This window comes from Paenarthrobacter sp. CC6 (genome assembly GCF_040560085.1).
Lineage (GTDB): Bacteria > Actinomycetota > Actinomycetes > Actinomycetales > Micrococcaceae > Arthrobacter > Arthrobacter nicotinovorans.
The window spans coordinates 89,406-106,147 of sequence record NZ_JARDAN010000007.1; the positions used below are offsets into that span (position 1 = coordinate 89,406).

Here is a 16,742-nt window from a genome sequence, read left to right on the forward strand (position 1 = left end):
TAGCGTTGAAATATGGTGTTTCCGCGTCCAAAGTGGGTCAGGAAGCAACCCATAAGAGGGTCAGGAAGCCACCTGCCCCGCAACCGGAAAGCTCAAACTTCCTCCGACGCCGGCGCCGCAAACTGGGCCTCGTACAACCGGGAGTAGGCCCCACCGGCAGAGAGCAGCTCCGAGTGCGTGCCCTGCTCCACGATCTGCCCGTCCTCCATCACCAGGATCAGGTCGGCGTCGCGGATGGTGGAGAGCCGGTGGGCAATGACGAAGCTGGTCCGGTCCGAGCGGAGGGCATTCATGGCTTTCTGCACCAGCACCTCGGTACGGGTGTCGACGCTGCTCGTGGCTTCGTCCAGGATCAGCACCGATGGCCGGGACAGGAAGGCCCTGGCGATGGTCAGCAATTGCTTCTCGCCGGCTGAGACGTTGCCGCCTTCGTCGTCGAGAACGGTGTCGTAGCCCTCGGGGAGGGACCGGACGAACCTGTCCACATACGTTGCCTGCGCCGCTTCGACGATCTCGGCTTCAGAAGCCGTGGGCCGGCCATAGGCGATGTTGTCGCGGATGGTGCCGCCGAACAGCCACGTGTCCTGGAGGACCATGCCCATCCGCGAGCGCAACTCCTGCCGCGAGATGGAGGCAATGTCGACGCCGTCGAGCGTTATCCGCCCCGAGTCCAGCTCGTAGAAGCGCATCATCAGGTTCACCAGGGTGGTTTTGCCCGCCCCCGTAGGCCCGACGATGGCGATGCTCTGGCCGGGTTCTGCCACCAGGCTGAGGTCCGTGATCAGGGGCTTGTCCGGGGAGTAGCGGAAGGAGACGTTCTCGAACACCAGGCGACCGCGCCCGGCCGAAGCGCCCGAAGGAGCAGGTTCGGGCGACTCTTCGTCCTCGTCCAGGAGATCGAACACACGCTCGGCGGAGGCAACGCCGGATTGCAGCATGTTCGCCATGGATCCGAGCTGCGCCAGGGGCATGGTGAATTGCCGTGAGTACTGGATGAACGCCTGCACATCACCCAATTGCATGGAACCGGAAGCCACCTGCAGGCCGCCAACCACGGCAATGCCCACGTACACCAGGTTTCCGATGAACGTCATGGCCGGCATGATCAGACCGCTGACGAACTGCGCTCCGAAGCTGGCCTGGAACAGCTCACCATTCTTGGCGCGGAACTTCTCCTGGACCTCGTTCTGCCGCCCGAACACCTTCACCAGGGCATGCCCGGTGTAGGTTTCCTCAATCTGGCCGTTGAGCTCACCGGTGTTCTTCCACTGGGCAACGAACAGCCTCTGCGAGCGCTTTGCAATGAGGAGCGTCGTGCCGAGCGTCAGGGGAATGGTCACCAGTGCGATCAGCGCCAGCAAGGGCGAGAGCAGGAACATCATGACCAGCACGCCCAGCACAGTCAGCAGGGACGAGACCACCTGGCTGATCGATTGCTGCAAACTTTGGGAGATGTTGTCAACATCGTTGGTTACCCGGCTCAGCAGTTCACCGCGCTGGATGGAGTCGAAGTAGCGCAGGGGCAGGCGGTGGATTTTTGCTTCGATGCGTTGGCGGAGGCGGTACACAGTCCGCTGCACGACGCCGTTGAGCACGTAGGCCTGCATCCAGCCGAACGCTGAGGCAAGGACGTACAGGGCCAGTGCCCACAGCAGTACGGAGGACAACGCACCAAAGTCGATTCCGACGCCGGGTGTGAGGGTCATGGCGCCCAGCATGTCGGCTTTGCTGTTCTCACCTGAGGCCCGCAGGCCCGCGATGACCTGCTCTTTGGACACCCCGGCGGGCAGTTGCTTGGACACGATGCCGGCGAAGATCAGGTTGGTCCCTTCGCCCAGCAAGCGGGGACCGATCACGGACAGCGCAACGCTGGCCACGGCGAAGACCAGCACCAGGGCCAGCCAGAGCCGTTCCGGATGCAAGGTTCCCAGGAGTCTGCGGGCCGAAGCCTTGAAGTTCGACGCTTTCTCTGCCGGAATGTTCATTCCGGCGAACGGGCCTCCCCTTCCCGGGCCCATTGCGGGGCGCTGGGGTCCGCGGCCGCCGGCTGGAGCGGTGGACGTGCTCATGCTGCCTCCTCCGCTGCCAGCTGGGACGAGACGATTTCGCGGTATGTTTCGGATGTCTCCAACAATTCTTCGTGCGTCCCCTGGCCGACGATCCTGCCGTCGTCGAGCACCAGGATCCGGTCTGCGTCGGCGATGCTGGACACACGCTGGGCGATGATCACCAAGGTGGCGCCGTTGGTATGGCGCTTGAGGGCCTGCCGGAGCCGCGCGTCGGTGGCGGTATCCAGCGAGGAGAAGGAGTCATCAAAAATGTAGAGCTCCGGCTGCTTCACCAGGGCCCGCGCAATGGCGAGCCTTTGACGCTGCCCGCCCGAAACGTTGGTCCCACCCTGGGAGATGGCCGCATCCAGGCCCCCGTCCATGCCGCGTACGAAGTCGTCAGCCTGGGCCACGCGCAGCGCTTGCCACAGTTCGTCTTCGGTGGCGTCCGGTTTGCCGTATTGCAGGTTGCTGCGGACCGTGCCGGAGAACAGGTACGGCCGCTGCGGCACCAATCCGATGTGCCCCCACAGCAGGTCCGGGTGGAGGTCGCGGACGTCCACACCGTCCATCCGGACGGAGCCCGTTGTGGCGTCGAACAACCGGGGCATGAGGTTGACCAGCGTGGTCTTGCCGGCTCCGGTGCTGCCGATGATCGCGGTGGTCTGCCCTGCGCGGGCCGTGAAAGTCAGGCCACTCAGCACGGGCCGCTCGGCACCCGGGTAGGCGAATCCGACGTCGCGCATTTCCAACTCGCCGCGGCGGATGCCGCCGGTGACAGGGTTCGACGGCGGCCGGACACTGGAGTCGGTATCCAGCACCTCCCCGATGCGGTCGGCAGAAACCGACGCGCGCGGGATCATCACGGCCATGAACGTGGCCATCATGACCGACATGAGGATCTGCATGAGGTAGCTCAGGAATGCGATCAGGGTGCCCACTTGCATGGAGCCGTCCTCGATCCGGAAGGACCCGAACCAGATCACTGCCACGCTGGATACGTTCATGACCAGCATGACCACAGGGAACATGAGCGCCATCAAACGGCCGGCCCGCAGCGCGACGTCGGTGACGTCGTCGTTCGCTTTGGCGAACCGGCTGATTTCCATGTCCTCCCGCACGAAAGCCCGCACGACGCGGATGCCGGTGAGTTGCTCGCGCAGGACCCGGTTCACGGCGTCGATCCGCACCTGCATCTTGCGGAACAGGGGAACCATCCGTGTCACGATCAGCCCGACGGCAATCAACAGCACGGGCACGCACACGGCAATCAGCCAGGACAGTTGCGCGTCCTGGCGCACGGCCATGATCACGCCGCCAATGCTCAGCATCGGCGCCGCGACCATGAGCGTGCAGGACATCAGGACCAGCTGTTGGACTTGCTGGACGTCGTTGGTGGACCGGGTGATCAGGGAAGGAGCACCGAACCTGGTGACTTCCTGTTCGGAAAACTCCCCCACCCGGCTGAAGATCGCGTCACGCACGTCGCGGCCCATGCCCATCGCAGCCTTCGCCCCGAAGTAGACGGCAACCACGGCGCACGCGATCTGCAGGAGAGTGATCAGCAGCATCAGCCCGCCCATGCGGAGGATGTAATCGGTATCCCCGGTGGCAACGCCGTGATCGATGATGTCGGCATTGAGCGTCGGCAGGTACAAGGACGCAATCGACTGCGCCAACTGAAAAATGACGACGCCCACCAGCAACCGCTGATGCGGCCGCAGGAAGCGAACCAGTACCTTCCAGAGCATGCTGTCTCCGAGCTTTCGAAGTGAAACCGAAGGCCAGTTTACGTCTGGTTGCTGTGGGCAACTAGAGGGAACCGGGGCGTTGTGGAGGCAACCCGGACAACGCCCCCGGTTCACCTCACTTGCTGATCAGTTCCGAGGCCCGAACGGCATCGAGCTTCCCTGCGAACAACAGTGCTGCGTCGCTCAATTCCCTTTCCGCGAGGTGGCGGCTGCCGTCCACGTCCGTATTCAGGACCGTAGGCGCAAATCGGATGTGGGCGGCGTCCTGGATCCCCACGAAGTTCAGCCAATCGGCAAAATACGTGCTGCTGAAGTCGGCACCGAACATTGCCGGGACCCCTGGGGCGTAGACACCGCTGGTGTGGATGGCCATCGCCAGCTTCCCTTCCATGAGACCGGTGTACCCATGCTCCGGGTGGAAACCGAACTCCAACCGGGCTGGGTGACGATGTCGATCCACTGCTTCAAAGCGTAGGGAATCCCCGAATTCCACATGGGAATGTTGAACACGTAGGCATCCGCCGCCGCGAACTGGTCAAAGACCGACCGTGCCGCTTCCCACGCTGCCATCTGCTCCGGCGTTTGTTCCTGGCCCGTGAAGACCGCCATTTTCGCGGAGGCGGCGACCCGACCGAAAGCCGGCAGTGCATCGTCGTCGAACAGGTTCAGTGTCTCCAGTTCAAAAGTCTCCGGAGCCGCAGACTGGACCGAATCGATGAAGTGACGGGCGAGTCCCAGCGAATCGCTGCTGCCGTAACGGGGAGAGGCGTTGATATGGAGGATGGAGGGCATGGTTTTCCTTTCAAACGGGGGACGTTCCGACCCCTTACTGATCCTCGCCCGGTTCCCCGGCACAGCGTAAGAACGCACTTTTTTGTGCCCAAGGCACGTCGAAGTGCCTGCAATGATTGGGGGTATGACACTCACGGCTGAGCAGACCCGCCAGAAAGCCCGGCACCAGTACAACGCCTCCATGGAGAACTGCCCGGCCCGGCAATTGCTCGAAGCGATCAGCAGCAAATGGGTGACTTTGGTGATGCTGGCGCTGGAAGAGGGACCGCAACGCCACAGCGGGTTACGCAGGCACATTCCGGGGGCCAGCCAGAAAATGCTGACATCGACGCTGCGTTCTTTGGAGCGCGATGGCCTGATCCACAGGGAAGTCACGCCGTCCGTCCCCGTTCGGACCGACTACTGGCTCACGGACCGTGGCCGCTCACTCCTGCCGATTATTTTCGACATGAAGGAATGGGCTGAGGACAACATGGACGCCGTGGCTGCGTCGCGCCGGCTCCACGACGCGGAGCGTGCCCGGGCAACACCGGCCGGCAACCCGGAACCTACTTCTTAAGGCGCAGCTTCAAGGTGTTGGCACTGCCCTTAAGGTACTTGCGCTCCGTTGCGTCTGAAACGGCGGATTCCCTTGCATGCAGCACCCCATAGGTGAAGGCCGCGCTGGCCGTCCCGGGCGCTGAACCAAGGTCCAGCAATTCTCTGCGGGCCAACACGCTGTCCTGGTGGGTACCCAGAACCGATTGGACTTTGTGCGCAGCCTTGCCAAGTTTCGCTGCAGGCTTGCCATGGACGCTCTCTGCGGCCGCCGCCGCGAAACGCAGCTTCTTGGCGGACTTGCGCACGCGGTGCAGGGCTTCCTCGCGTGATTGCCCGACGGCGGCCGATACCGCCGCGTCGTGGCGCTTGCGGAGCCGCTTCACGGCTTTGTTGACGAGCTTCGCGGTGGTCTTCCTTGCCGGTGCGCGCCCCTTTTCCGTCAGGGGCGGCGCTTCGATGAACGCCTCAAGGTCGTCGAGGAGACGGAAGTACCCCGGGCTGGTCAGACGCGTCCGGATGGCGGCCAGTGCAGTATCGGCCCTGATCATCATCCGCTGGTCCAGCTCATCGTGGAGCGGGCCCAGGACCAGGTTTTCCGGCAGCTCATCAAGGGCAACCCGCAGGCGCTCATGCAGGACTTCGGTGTCGCGGTACCGGCCCAGGGTCTCCGCCAAGGATTTCAGCCCGCGTTCCAAGTCATTGACGGGCCCGGGGGCAAAGAGCGGACGATAACTGTGCAGGACCGAGCGTATCCGTCGGGTGAACGCCCGCATTTGATGTACGGAATCGTCACGGCCCAGCCGCACGTGGGCGTCCTGGAGAAGCAGGCCGGCGAGCTGCCGCTGCAAATAGCTGAGCACGGCGTCCGCTGCCCTTTTCTTACCGGCGCCCTTTGCGGCGTCTGGCTTCCGGTCAGCTTTCCCAGCCATGGGCAATTCGCCACCCAAGCCACCCAAGCCACCCAAGGCGGTGGCCAGTTTGGAGCTTCGATGGCTGGGAGTCGCACCTGCTGCGGAAAGCTGGCGGGTCAAGGTAGCCAACAGGGAGTCACCGGTTCCGTCGGAGGCCGCCAGCTCCACCTCCCATTCCCGCCATTCAAGCCGGCGGTCGTCCCCCACCGTGACATGGGCCCGGACCCGGTCATCCACGAAGTCGGCCAAACGCTCGCCCTGGCCTCCGTACAGGGCGTAGCTCATACGATCCGTATGCAGGGTGGCCACTGCGAGGACGGCGTGCGCCCGGGTATAGGCGAGCACTCTGTCCATGAGCTCCACCGGAACGGTATCTGCGCTGCCCAAAGGAGCGTGGATTTCGGTTCGTTTTCCGGGGCCGAGCGGCAGTTTGAGGTGCCAGCCGGCGTCGTGTCCTCCGGTGCGGCGCCGCAGCGTGATTCCGTGACGTGCGAGCGAAAGCCGGCTGGTGTCGAAGTAAGTGGCTTCCAGTGTGTGGCTTACCGGGTCACCGACTCTGCCCACGCCGTCGATGGCGTCCAGCATCGGAAGCGGCGTGGACTCCAGGGCGTCGAATTTCTGTTCTGCCTCTACGCTGCTGGACGTTGCCATGGCTTTCGGTACTCCCCTTCACGGTTACTCCAAGTATGCCGCGAGGGCCGGTCCGTGGAAACGGCCGGCCCTCGCGTGCAGCAAGATTTACAGAGGCGCTCCGCCTGCGTCGTCCACATCGCCACCAGACACTGTTCCGCGCCAGGCGCCGGACTCGTGCCCTTGGGCTTCTATGAACTTCTTGAACTTGTCGAGGTCGGCGCCCACCCGCAGTTCATCCACGCCAAGCGCAGATCCGGCCTTTTCGGCGAGGCCTTCAGGCTCCCAGTCGATGGCCACGTTGACCCGGGTGCGGGCATCCTCGAGGGGCACGAAGCTGACTGTGCCCGAATTCCGCGGCCCGTCAACGCTTGTCCAGCTCACCAATGCGTCAGGAACCTGCTCGATGATCTGGGCGTTGTATTCGCGCTTGACCCCTCCCACGTTGGTGGAGAAGTGCAGGGCCGTGTCATCGATCTGCTTCACGGACTCCACGCCATTCATGAATTCCGGGAAGGATTCGAACTGCGTCCATTGGTTGTAGGCGACAGACACGGGCACGTCCACGTCAATTGACTTGTTCACCGTTGCCATGGGTCTTGCTCCTTCGATCTAGCCTCTGTTTCCAGATTCGGGATTTCCGGCGGCGCACCAACCGGCTGGCTGCTTAACCAGTGGCGCGCCAGTCTAAGCGCGCCAGCCAAAGCTCTTAGCCGGCGTCAAAACTTTCTTCGTCATCATCGTTCGGCGACTCTTCCTGGGGAAGGTCGTTTCCGCTGCCATCGGGCAGTTCTTCAGTGTCATCCGGCACGGATGACTGCTCTGCGTGGGACTGTTCATCGATGCCGCCAAAGCGGCCTGCGCCCGGCTCGCCGGAGCTGTCCGAGTCTTCCGGATTCAAGTGGCTGAGGTTCGGCGCACCGGTACCCTCACCCAATGCAGCCTCGTCGATGTCTTCTTCAACGCGCGGCTGGGCCTGGCCTCCGCCGGCTTCCTGCTCTGCCGTAGGAGTGCCGTAGCCTCCTACTTCCTCTTCGGGTGTGGCGTCCTGCTTGTCCATATGACTAGTCCTTTCCGATGCGGCGAACGTGTTGATGGAACACTTCGAACCTATAAGGATGCTTAGTGGCATGTCCATGCTACGCCAAAATTATCAGTAAACTTAGCAATTCCCTTTTTCGATGGTCTATCGTGTCAGCCGCGCATCGTAGGCGGTGAAGCCGGGCCGCAGCCCAACCCTCTCCGGACCCATCACCGCGATGTCCTTCCACAGCACCAGAAATGACCCCTTGTGCCGCCAACGGAGCAACTGAGCAACAGGCCAAGGCTGGCTGATTTCCTGCCGCTCGTAGCCCAGAAACGACGACGCCGTCCGCGGACTTACCACGATGCCCACCAGCCTGGCCGGGCTAAGGAGCTGGCCTGCTCCCGCATCCAACGCGAACCGGACGTCCGACACCTCGCCCAACCGCTGGCCGGCCCCATCCACTACATCGCTGCCCAACACGTCGCTAAGGTTCATGCCTGCCTCCCGGGATCCGCGCAATGACATGGTTTCGCAGCCACCGCTCAACCCATGAGGCATCCATCGAGTCGGCGCGGACCCCCAGCGACACCACCGTGTCCACGCCCGCCACCACTTTCCACGGAATGCGGATCAAACGGCTCGACGGCGGCCTGCCGCCGAAAATGCGGGTTCCCAGTACCGGCCCGGTGAGCAAAGCCGTGATCTGCGGGGGCGCCGATCCCTCCGGGATCTTCTCATCGGGTTCGGGCCCGCTCAGCTCGATGTCGTCGACTGTGGTGACAGGGACGCCGTCGACGTCCAATATCTGCCTGTCCAACAAGTGCAGCTGGGCGTCGAGCACAAGGCCCGCCGGATAGGGTGCAGCGTGGAGCTGCTGCGGTTGGAAGCGTTTGGGCTTGCTCTTGTTCATGCTCCAGCTCCTGTGGCGATCATCAAGGGGATGGCCGCCAGGGAGGCAACCAGGATGATGAACAGGTAGATCACTCCGGCGATGTTCACCGCGCGGTTGTTGACATGTTTGCCCATGTACTGCGGGTCGTTGGCCACGATGAGTATCGGCAGGTAGGTCAACGGAAGCGCTATCGCCGAGAAAACCACGGAGTATTCAGTCACGAGGATGGGATCAACGCCCGTGGCCAGCACCGCCACCCCGGCCAGCAACACCACGATCATCGACACGTGGAACCGGGCTGCCTGGGCCGGGCGGCGGAACTTGCCCCACGACCATCCAAAGAACTGTGCAAGCGTGTAGCCACTGGACAGCGTCGTCTCCAAGGCCGCCCCGAAAGTCGCTGCCACCACCCCCAGAATCAGCACAGCCAGTGCAAGCTGGCCGCCCGCCTGCGCCACGGGAAGCGCAACCTGCGACAACGAGGTGACGCTGATTCCGGCTGGGAGAAGAACGACGGCGGCACACCCGGCGATCGCAAGGGACAAGAACCCGCCGAGCGGGAAACCGAGAAGGACGTTGAGGCGTGACTGGGCCAGGTCCTTGATCTTCCAGCGCTCCTCCACTGCTCCGGAGGAAAAGAAGAACACCTCATACGGCGTCATCGCAGCTCCGAACAGGGCAATGGCGTAGTACCAGTACACGCCGGCGCCTTCCTGGGCCGGAACGGACGGAGAAAACGCCTGCCCGGCCAGGGCACCCCAATCAGGTTTGAGAAGGAACAGGGCGACGGCGAACACCACCAAGGACAAACCCACAAGTCCTGTGACGTTCTCCATGATGCTGAACTTCACCCGCCAAACCACCAGCCACACGGCCAGCAGCGCAAAAGGAACCCAGAGAATATAGGCCACCCCGCTGGCTAGTTGGAGGGCAAGGGCAATGCCGCCGATTTCGGCGGTTACCGTCATGACATTGATCAGGAAGGACGCACCCAGATTGGCCAACCCGGCCCGGGGTCCAAGCCGCTCCCGAATGACTTCGAAAGTGGCCCTGCCGGAGACTGCAGCCACCCTGCCGGACATATTGGCGAAGAGGCAGATACCCACGACGCCCACCAACACCACCCATGCCAGCGACATGCCGAACCGCGAGCCCACTACGGCGTTCGTCACGAGGTCCCCGATGTCGACAAAGCCCCCGATCGCCGTCAGGATGCCGAGTGCAACACCGAGGAGCCGTTTCACTGGATGCCGGCCTTGGTCATCAGACTGTCCAGTTGCTCGGTGGCAACGCGAAGTTCTCCTTGCACGGTGGAAAGCCGGGCTTTCCCTTGCCCGTCGTCAGGACCGTTCGACGATGAAGAAAGGGCATCCCGCGCGTGCAGGAGTGCCCTGGAAATGGAGGAGAAGGCAGCCAGGACATCGTTGCGAAGTACGCGTTCTTCCTGGGTTTGCGCCGTGAGTCCGTGCACCTCGTTCGTGGCCGACTCCACATCGCCCAGCATGTCGTCGGCAGCGGTAGCAGCGGCGGCCGCCGTCGTACTGTCCGAAATCCTGAGATCCACCGCAAGGCTGGCCGCCCGCACGGCCGATGAAACCTCATCAGCCGGCCCTTTCAGGGCGTCGGCTGAGGGTTGCTGCGAACAGCCGGCCAACACGCCGGCAGCAGCCACCAGAAGAGTGAGGAGAACGGTTCGGAGCCGCGGAGATTTACTCATGACGGCTTCGGAATCTCGCACCCACCCTGAGGACTCATGCCCATGTAATTCAGTGGGCCGGCAACAATATTCAGCGCAATGGTTGCCACTTGCGAGCACTGGGCGGGCGGGTCGCTGTAGTAGCCGCGTTGCCCGGCGGCAACTGCCCCTATAACGAGCCAGACGACTACCAATAGCCCGATGATTGAACCGATTCGCATTTCTACCCCAATCGCTAACTGACGACGCTCAGCAATTAGTGACAAACCGTGGTTTTGGGACCCTAAAGGAGCGTGGCGGCGGACCGGATATCTCCCGCCCGCCGCCCCGCTGATCCGATCAATCCGTGGGATTGGTTTCGGTTGTCAGACCGCGGTTGTCCGCTGTCTTTTCATCCTTTTCTTCTGCCGGCCCGGGTGGATTGGCAGATTCGCTGGGACCAGCATCGACGGAGTCATCCTGACTTCCCGACGATGCGTCACCGGCGTCTCCCGGGCCGCTGGTTTCTGGCACCCCCGGCTCCCTGGGAATGGGATGGCCAGGGGTGGTGGTTCCGTCGCGAACCTGGGAAAAACCGGCAACTTCGCTTGGATCAGTTGTCATACGCGCGACCGGCCCCTGCCGACGACCCAACCAATAAGTGCCAGCACCAGCAGGATAATTCCTACCCAAAGCAGGAAACTGAGTGCTTGGTTGAATCCGCCTACAAGAAGCAGGATGATCGCGATTACGCCGGCGATTATCAAGAGTGTGTTCATTGAGCTACGCATCCCTTTCAATAACTGTTGTCTATTCAGGAAGGCGTCCGCTGGTACTCCACACCGTGTGGAGCGCCACCCATGCCAACGGGCACCGGTTGGAGAAATTCATCTCCGTATTTCTTACGTACCCTCAGGGAAAAGGATCCAAACGAATCTTTTGCCCGTCAGTAGTACGTACATAGCATCATGATAGGCGTGCTTCCCTCTTTGGCGAAGCAGTTCGTCAGGAAACTTACTACCGTTTTGCGGAGATGCCCCCGGGACCGCCCTCAGGACGCCCCCGCCGAGCTGTGTGCCGACTCACGGCACAAGTGGCCGCTCCCCTTCGTTGGACAGGAAACGAGGGGAGGCCTCATGCTCATTGTTCTGACAGGAATTGACGGTTCAGGAAAAACGACGGCGGCCCGCGCCCTGGTCGAGTCGGCCCGCGCTGAGGGGCGGGATGCCCTGCTGCTGAGCAATCACGCCGGCCGGAGGCAGTTATCCCTGCTGGCCGAGCGGTTCAGTTTCCCGCTTCCGCCGCGGGTGGCAGATTTCATTGAGACAGGCGTGCGCCTTTTTACCGTGCTCGTCAACCATGCACGCGCCCGGCGGACCGACGGCCTGGTTGTCATGGATCGCCACCTGCATTGCCAGCTTGCGCTCCGGGAAAGCAAGGGCCTGGAACACGGACGACTGCTGCCGTGGCTGCTGCGGATGCTGCCCACCCCGGACCTGGCAGTTCATTTCGACGTCGACCCGCGCCGTGCGCACCAGCGTGTCATGGCACGCGGCATCGATAAAGAAAGCCTGGCCGAACTGCAGGCGTTTCGGGACGCTTACCGCGCTCTCCCTGGGTTCGCTGACTTTGTTGTCGTGGACGCCAACGGCACCCCGGAAGAGGTGCGGGCCCAACTGAACCGGCTCATTGCAGCAACGGAGCCGGCTCCCTTCGCCCACGCAGGCAATGAGGGACGGATAACGTCCTCCTAAGTGGCGCCTTCCCGGATTCATGCGTAGGCAGCATTTGACTTGCTCCCTGGCGCGCTCCGGGTAGGCTCGCCACATGTCCATATCGATGCGGGCAGCGATTGGGGGAAAGTTAATGAGCGCCAAAACCCGGCGAGGGCTCCTTATCTTCATCAGTGGATTCGGGTCCTACATGATCCTCTTATCCACGTTGGGCCCACTGCCATCCCTTCTTCTGGGTCTTGTGGTGGCCGCGGCCACGGTTTACCTGGATGGATGGCTGCGGCCAAGGTTCAGCAAGCACCCTGGCCTGAAGGCCGCGGATGCCCCTTCGGAACCGGACCTGCCACAGTGAGCGGATTGCCGGCTTTGACTTCGAACTCGTCAGTCATCTCTGAGGCGCGGATCGGCCGCAACTCCCGGAAGGTCATCGCAGGCGTTGTGGGGGTGGCCTGCTTGTTCATCATCGCCACGGCGATTCCCAGTGGCGTCCTGTTGATCACCACAGCTCTGGCTATGGCTTTGCTGCTTCTGACCGCTGTGGTTCTCCGCATGACAGTGAGCATCGAAGCCGCAGCCGAAAATCTGGTGCTTCGATGCCGGCCGTTCTACGCCAAGCACATACCGCTGGCAGACATCGTCGACGCCTCACCAGCGCCTGCCAGTTCCATGACCGAGGGCTTCGGCGTCCGGTACTTGGGGCGGAGGACGTGGGGTCTGCTGGTCGGTGGTCCGGCCGTCACTATCGAGCTGCCGAACCGCATCTGGATCGTCTCGACGCCGGAGCCGGAGGCGACAGCAACGGCGGTTCTCGCCCACGCCGGCAAACTAAGGGACGAATAACGTCCCCCTAGGTTCCCAAGAGAGCGTTAGCTTTCGCCTATTTGGGCGCAGCGGGGCGCATCAGCGGCGGGTTCAGCACCGCGCGCGTGGGGTGGCCCGCCGTCGGACGTGCCTCCGGCGCGAGCCTGAACAGCGCAGCCGGGCGGCCGGCGTCGCCCGCTGTCATGCGGCCGGTGTCCTCCAGGAAACCGGGCGTCCCCGTCGCCTTCCGGTGGAAGTTCCGCGGGTCCAGGCGCGTGCCCCAGACGGCTTCGTACACGGCACGAAGTTGGGCGATGGTGAACTCCTCGCCGCAGAAAGCCGCGCCGAGGGGTGAGTATTCGAGTTTCGACTTGGCCCGCTCAAGGGCGTCGTCGAGGATTTTGGCGTGGTCGAAGGCGAGTTCCAGCTCTCCGCTTTGGACTTTCGTCACCGGATACCACGCGGCGTTCTCCGCGTCACTGCCGGCCGCCAGTACCGGGAAGTCCGGTGCCAGGAGGAGGTGCGCGACGGTCAGCACGTCGCCGCGGGGGTCGCGCCCCTTGGGTCCGTAGCTCCCCAATTGTTCGAGGTGCCCGGGAAGGCGCTCGACGCCGGTCTCTTCCGCTAGTTCGCGCACCGCCGCCTCCTGCAGGTCCTCGCCTGCGAGAACGAAGCCGCCCGGCAGCGCGGGTTTGCCCTTGAAGGGTTCGATGAGGCGTGTGATGAGCAGGACGTTCAGCTCGCCGTCGCGCACGGTGAGGGCGACGACGTCGACGGTCACCGGGAAGCGCTGGGGCGCCGGATGGGATTCAGGCATGCAGCAATTCTAGACAAGTTATCGTCATGTTGACAATAATGCGGGAAGCTCCTACTGTTTAGTTATCGTCAAGTTGACGACAATAATTAAAGGAGAATATCATGGCCATCATCAAGCGCTACCCCTGGATCAGCCACTTCCTCGGCAGCCCCACCGGCTATGTCGTCCACCTGCAGAAGGGGACGGTCAAGCACCAGGGAGTGGGCCAGGCATTCTTCTTCCGTCCCGCCAACTCGGTACTGAGCGAAGTTCCCGTGGACGACCAGGAACTCCCCACGCTTTTCCACGCCATTACCCGCGACCACCAGGACGTCAGCGTTCAGGCCAACGTGACCTACCGGTTCATCGATCCAGTAGCCGTGTCCACACGCCTGGACTTCGGATTGCAGACCGCAGGCAAGGCACCGGCCACCGGTCGCGAACAGGTTTCCACCATCATCGGCCAGCTGTGCCAGAGCCACGCGATCGACCAGATCGCTACCACCACACTCGCCGAAGCCTTGGAACGCGGCGTCAGCCAACTCCGGCTGGTTCTCACCGATGCCCTCCGCGCCGATGCAAGGCTCCAGTCCACCGGCATCGAAATCCTCGGCGTGCAGGTCCTGGCCGTCCGGCCCGAAGCCGACGTGGAACGGGCCTTGCAGACACCCGTCCGCGAACAGCTCCAAGCCGAAGCGGACCGTGCGGTCTACGAAAGGCGGGCAGTCGCCGTCGAACGTGAACGCACTATCTCCGAGAACGAGATGGCAAGCCAGATCGAACTGGCGGTCCGCCGCGAGAACCTGGTGGCCCAGGAAGGTGCCAACGCCCGTCGCGCCGCCGAAGAGAAGGCAGCGGCAGGTCTGATCGAGGCCCAGGGATCTGCCGAACGCAAGGGCATCGGCGCCGCGGCTGAAGCCAACCAGATCAGGCTGGTCGGCGAAGCGGCAGCTGCCCGCGAAGCCGCCACCATGGAGGTCTACCGCGGAATGGAACAAGCCACCCTGCTGGCTCTGGCCCTCAAGGATGCAGCAGGCAGCCTGCCGAACATTGGTAACCTCACCATCACCCCGGACCTGCTCAGCGGAGCACTTGCCGGACTGTTCAAGGAACCCGCTGGCACCGCTGAAGTCACCAAGTAAGGATCTGTCATGGCAACCCCTCGCATCGTCCTCGTCCACCGGCGGACCGAACTTCAGGAACTCCTGGACCGGCACGCCACCCGCGGCCAGGCCGAATTCTTCCTCAGCACCCGCGGGCGCAGCATCCAGGACGTTCAGGACCGGCACGACCGCCTCACCGGCGCCCTCGCAACCGTCCGGGAAGCGGTGCCGTCCGACTGGCGGCAGGCCGAAGTTGAACGCGCGGACCTCAGCCGCTTCCTCCTCACGGCGGAGGACATCATCGCAGTCGTAGGGCAGGACGGACTGGTTGCGAACGTCGCCAAGTACCTGAACGGGCAGCCGGTGATCGGCATCGACCCCGAGCCGGGGGCCAACCCCGGCGTCCTTGTCCGTCACACGCCAACGGCCGCCGCTGCACTCCTGGCAGCTGGAGATGTCGGGCGGCTGCGCTGCCAGGACCTCACCACCGTGACGGCAACGCTCGACGACGGCCAGCAGCTTTCGGCGCTTAACGAAGTTTTCGTCGGGCACGCCTCGCACCAGTCGGCGAAGTACTCGCTCGCCGCGCCGAGCTTCACGCAGGCCGGCGGACAGACCGAGCGGCAGTCGTCGTCGGGCCTCATTGTTTCCACCGGAACCGGGGCCACCGGATGGTGCGCGTCCATCGCCTTGGAACGTGGCGGGCGGGCCCTGCCCGCCCCTAGGGATCCGCTCCTCGCCTGGTTCGTTCGCGAAGCCTGGCCATCACCGGTCACCGGGGCTTCTTTGACCGAAGGCGTGCTGGAAGCCGGAGAAGTGCTGCGCATTACCGTGGCATCCGACCAGCTGGTGGTGTTCGGGGATGGCATGGAGGACGACCGGTTGACGGCTTCCTGGGGGCAGGAGATCACGGTGCAGTTGGGGCAACGGCCCCTGCGGTTGGTTGTTTAGGTTTGGGCGGGCCGAAGCCAACAATGATCATGGGAAAGCACCGCATCAACGGTTAATCCAGTCAATGTAGTATGTGGTTTGGCGTCGCTCTTCATGCCAATCACGCCTATGAATCCCACAGAGACAAAGGAGCTTCCGTGAGCCACGCCCCGCAGGCACTGAACCACGCTCCGGCGTCGGAAAGCCGCCATAGCAGTGCCGCCCGCGAGGCTGCAGTAGCCTTGTCGATCGGCTTCCTTGCCGCAGCGCTCGGCCTCACCCCGTGGTGGATTACCGGCGCGAAGCTCCCCCTGCAGAACCTCTGGGCCAACCAGGTCATGCCGGATCAGATGCCTTTGGCGCTGCTGCCCCTTAGCCAATACGAAGTCCTGACCCTGATCGCACTCCTGACCACCGGAGGAGCAGCCGCCGGACTGGTGATCAGGCTCTGGAAGCCCGTTCACCGAGGGGTAGCGACGTGGTGTGCGGTGGGCGGTGTCCTGATGGTCCAGGTTGTAGCAACGGTCCAGTCGTTCACGGCACTGAACAACGGCCTCGCTGGAGGAAAGCTCACGGACTACTACTACTTTGGCCTCCTCGCCGGCGTCATCTCCTCGCTGGCTGCCTCCCTTGTGGCGCTTCTCCTGATCGCAGCAAAGACGCGGGCCATCGCAACCTTGGGTATAGGACTCATGGCCGTCCCCTTTACGTCCTGGGCTGTGGCGTGGGCAGTCGGTGTCGCAGGGCGGCAGAACCTGCCCATCCAAGTACCGGCCATCGCCCATTGGGTTCCCGCTGTCCTGGTGGGTTGCGCGCTGGCTTGGTGCGGGCTCAAACCTACCCGCCGTGTAGTGGTGTGGGTGTTGAACCTTGTTTTTCTGTGGGTTATCCCGGCGGTTTTCACAGCTGTCCAGTCGGTTCTGGGGACCCGGGTCATTGCCGGCGATATCCCTGAGATGGTGCTCATGGGCCAGCAGGTCCTGACCGCAGCGTTGGGGCCCGACGGCGGTGCCGGTCCAACAGTGTTGTTGGCCTTGGTTATCGGCCTGGTAGGCGTCGCCGTCCGGACCATCGCCGCACGACAGGCCGCTGGCAAGCAGTAGGTCAATACCC

The 16,742-nt window shown here is 63.2% G+C and carries 21 protein-coding genes; 7 read left to right on the forward strand and 14 right to left on the reverse strand.

What is annotated here, in order from left to right:
* Positions 1-92 precede the first annotated feature (92 nt).
* The 4 genes from PV760_RS07235 to PV760_RS07250 form a co-directional block, all read right to left on the reverse strand.
* Positions 93-2,069, reverse strand: coding sequence for an ABC transporter ATP-binding protein (locus PV760_RS07235; RefSeq protein ID WP_354627449.1), 1,977 nt, complete (start codon positions 2,067-2,069; stop codon positions 93-95).
* Positions 2,066-3,799 (reverse strand): ABC transporter ATP-binding protein, encoded by a 1,734-nt coding sequence (locus tag PV760_RS07240; RefSeq protein ID WP_354627450.1) that lies wholly within the window; start codon positions 3,797-3,799, stop codon positions 2,066-2,068. The genes PV760_RS07235 and PV760_RS07240 overlap by 4 nt, the downstream gene beginning before the upstream one ends.
* A 115-nt stretch (positions 3,800-3,914) precedes the next feature.
* On the reverse strand, positions 3,915-4,076 hold the full coding sequence (locus PV760_RS07245; protein ID WP_354627452.1) for a hypothetical protein: 162 nt from the start codon (positions 4,074-4,076) through the stop codon (positions 3,915-3,917).
* A gap of 5 nt (positions 4,077-4,081) precedes the next feature.
* A complete protein-coding gene (locus PV760_RS07250) occupies positions 4,082-4,591 on the reverse strand; it encodes an NAD(P)H-dependent oxidoreductase (RefSeq protein WP_354627453.1) in 510 nt (169 codons plus the stop codon).
* 124 nt (positions 4,592-4,715) lie between these two features.
* Between PV760_RS07250 and PV760_RS07255 the strand changes: the two genes are divergently transcribed.
* Complete coding sequence (locus tag PV760_RS07255; RefSeq protein ID WP_055972493.1) at positions 4,716-5,150, forward strand: winged helix-turn-helix transcriptional regulator; 435 nt, start codon at positions 4,716-4,718, stop codon at positions 5,148-5,150.
* Here PV760_RS07255 and PV760_RS07260 read toward each other — a convergent pair.
* The 9 genes from PV760_RS07260 to PV760_RS07300 form a co-directional block, all read right to left on the reverse strand.
* Positions 5,140-6,693, reverse strand: a complete 1,554-nt coding sequence (locus PV760_RS07260) for a CYTH and CHAD domain-containing protein (RefSeq protein ID WP_354627454.1) — start codon at positions 6,691-6,693, stop codon at positions 5,140-5,142. The two genes, PV760_RS07255 and PV760_RS07260, sit on opposite strands and share 11 nt — an antisense overlap.
* A gap of 87 nt (positions 6,694-6,780) precedes the next feature.
* Positions 6,781-7,266 carry an SRPBCC family protein gene (locus tag PV760_RS07265; RefSeq protein ID WP_018778783.1) on the reverse strand — a complete coding sequence of 162 codons (486 nt, stop codon included), beginning with the start codon at positions 7,264-7,266 and terminating at the stop codon, positions 6,781-6,783.
* A 115-nt stretch (positions 7,267-7,381) separates the two neighbouring features.
* The gene (locus PV760_RS07270) at positions 7,382-7,732 is read right to left on the reverse strand and encodes a hypothetical protein (RefSeq protein ID WP_018778782.1); all 351 of its coding nucleotides are present in this window, start codon (positions 7,730-7,732) and stop codon (positions 7,382-7,384) included.
* Positions 7,733-7,858: 126 nt separating this feature from the next.
* A complete protein-coding gene (locus PV760_RS07275) occupies positions 7,859-8,194 on the reverse strand; it encodes a PRC-barrel domain-containing protein (RefSeq protein ID WP_354627455.1) in 336 nt (111 codons plus the stop codon).
* Entirely contained in the window at positions 8,184-8,609 is a 426-nt protein-coding gene (locus PV760_RS07280; protein ID WP_039242929.1) for a hypothetical protein, read from the reverse strand. The genes PV760_RS07275 and PV760_RS07280 overlap by 11 nt, the downstream gene beginning before the upstream one ends.
* Complete coding sequence (locus PV760_RS07285; protein WP_039242931.1) at positions 8,606-9,835, reverse strand: NRAMP family divalent metal transporter; 1,230 nt, start codon at positions 9,833-9,835, stop codon at positions 8,606-8,608. The genes PV760_RS07280 and PV760_RS07285 overlap by 4 nt, the downstream gene beginning before the upstream one ends.
* Positions 9,832-10,308 carry a hypothetical protein gene (locus PV760_RS07290; protein ID WP_018778778.1) on the reverse strand — a complete coding sequence of 159 codons (477 nt, stop codon included), beginning with the start codon at positions 10,306-10,308 and terminating at the stop codon, positions 9,832-9,834. The genes PV760_RS07285 and PV760_RS07290 overlap by 4 nt, the downstream gene beginning before the upstream one ends.
* A 318-nt stretch (positions 10,309-10,626) precedes the next feature.
* Positions 10,627-10,800: a hypothetical protein gene (locus tag PV760_RS07295; protein ID WP_156369765.1), complete on the reverse strand. Its 174-nt coding sequence runs from the start codon at positions 10,798-10,800 to the stop codon at positions 10,627-10,629.
* A gap of 86 nt (positions 10,801-10,886) precedes the next feature.
* Positions 10,887-11,045 carry a hypothetical protein gene (locus PV760_RS07300; RefSeq protein WP_018778776.1) on the reverse strand — a complete coding sequence of 53 codons (159 nt, stop codon included), beginning with the start codon at positions 11,043-11,045 and terminating at the stop codon, positions 10,887-10,889.
* A 357-nt stretch (positions 11,046-11,402) separates the two neighbouring features.
* Here PV760_RS07300 and PV760_RS07305 point away from each other — a divergent pair, with 357 nt between their 5' ends.
* From PV760_RS07305 to PV760_RS07315, 3 genes are all read left to right on the forward strand, one after another.
* Entirely contained in the window at positions 11,403-12,020 is a 618-nt protein-coding gene (locus tag PV760_RS07305) for a dTMP kinase (RefSeq protein WP_354627456.1), read from the forward strand.
* Positions 12,021-12,132: 112 nt separating this feature from the next.
* Entirely contained in the window at positions 12,133-12,351 is a 219-nt protein-coding gene (locus tag PV760_RS07310; protein ID WP_039242936.1) for a hypothetical protein, read from the forward strand.
* Positions 12,352-12,365: 14 nt separating this feature from the next.
* Entirely contained in the window at positions 12,366-12,839 is a 474-nt protein-coding gene (locus tag PV760_RS07315; RefSeq protein WP_354627457.1) for a hypothetical protein, read from the forward strand.
* A gap of 37 nt (positions 12,840-12,876) precedes the next feature.
* Here PV760_RS07315 and PV760_RS07320 read toward each other — a convergent pair whose 3' ends face one another.
* Positions 12,877-13,617 (reverse strand): NUDIX hydrolase, encoded by a 741-nt coding sequence (locus PV760_RS07320; protein ID WP_018778772.1) that lies wholly within the window; start codon positions 13,615-13,617, stop codon positions 12,877-12,879.
* Between the two features lie 101 nt (positions 13,618-13,718).
* On the opposite strand from PV760_RS07320, the gene PV760_RS07325 reads away from it, so the two are divergent.
* The 3 genes from PV760_RS07325 to PV760_RS07335 all read left to right on the forward strand — a co-directional run bounded on the left by PV760_RS07325 (position 13,719) and on the right by PV760_RS07335 (position 16,732).
* Complete coding sequence (locus PV760_RS07325; protein ID WP_354627458.1) at positions 13,719-14,738, forward strand: SPFH domain-containing protein; 1,020 nt, start codon at positions 13,719-13,721, stop codon at positions 14,736-14,738.
* Positions 14,739-14,747: 9 nt separating this feature from the next.
* Positions 14,748-15,650 carry a diacylglycerol kinase catalytic domain-containing protein gene (locus PV760_RS07330; protein WP_354627459.1) on the forward strand — a complete coding sequence of 301 codons (903 nt, stop codon included), beginning with the start codon at positions 14,748-14,750 and terminating at the stop codon, positions 15,648-15,650.
* Between the two features lie 137 nt (positions 15,651-15,787).
* Positions 15,788-16,732: a hypothetical protein gene (locus PV760_RS07335; RefSeq protein ID WP_354627460.1), complete on the forward strand. Its 945-nt coding sequence runs from the start codon at positions 15,788-15,790 to the stop codon at positions 16,730-16,732.
* Positions 16,733-16,742: the final 10 nt, after the last annotated feature.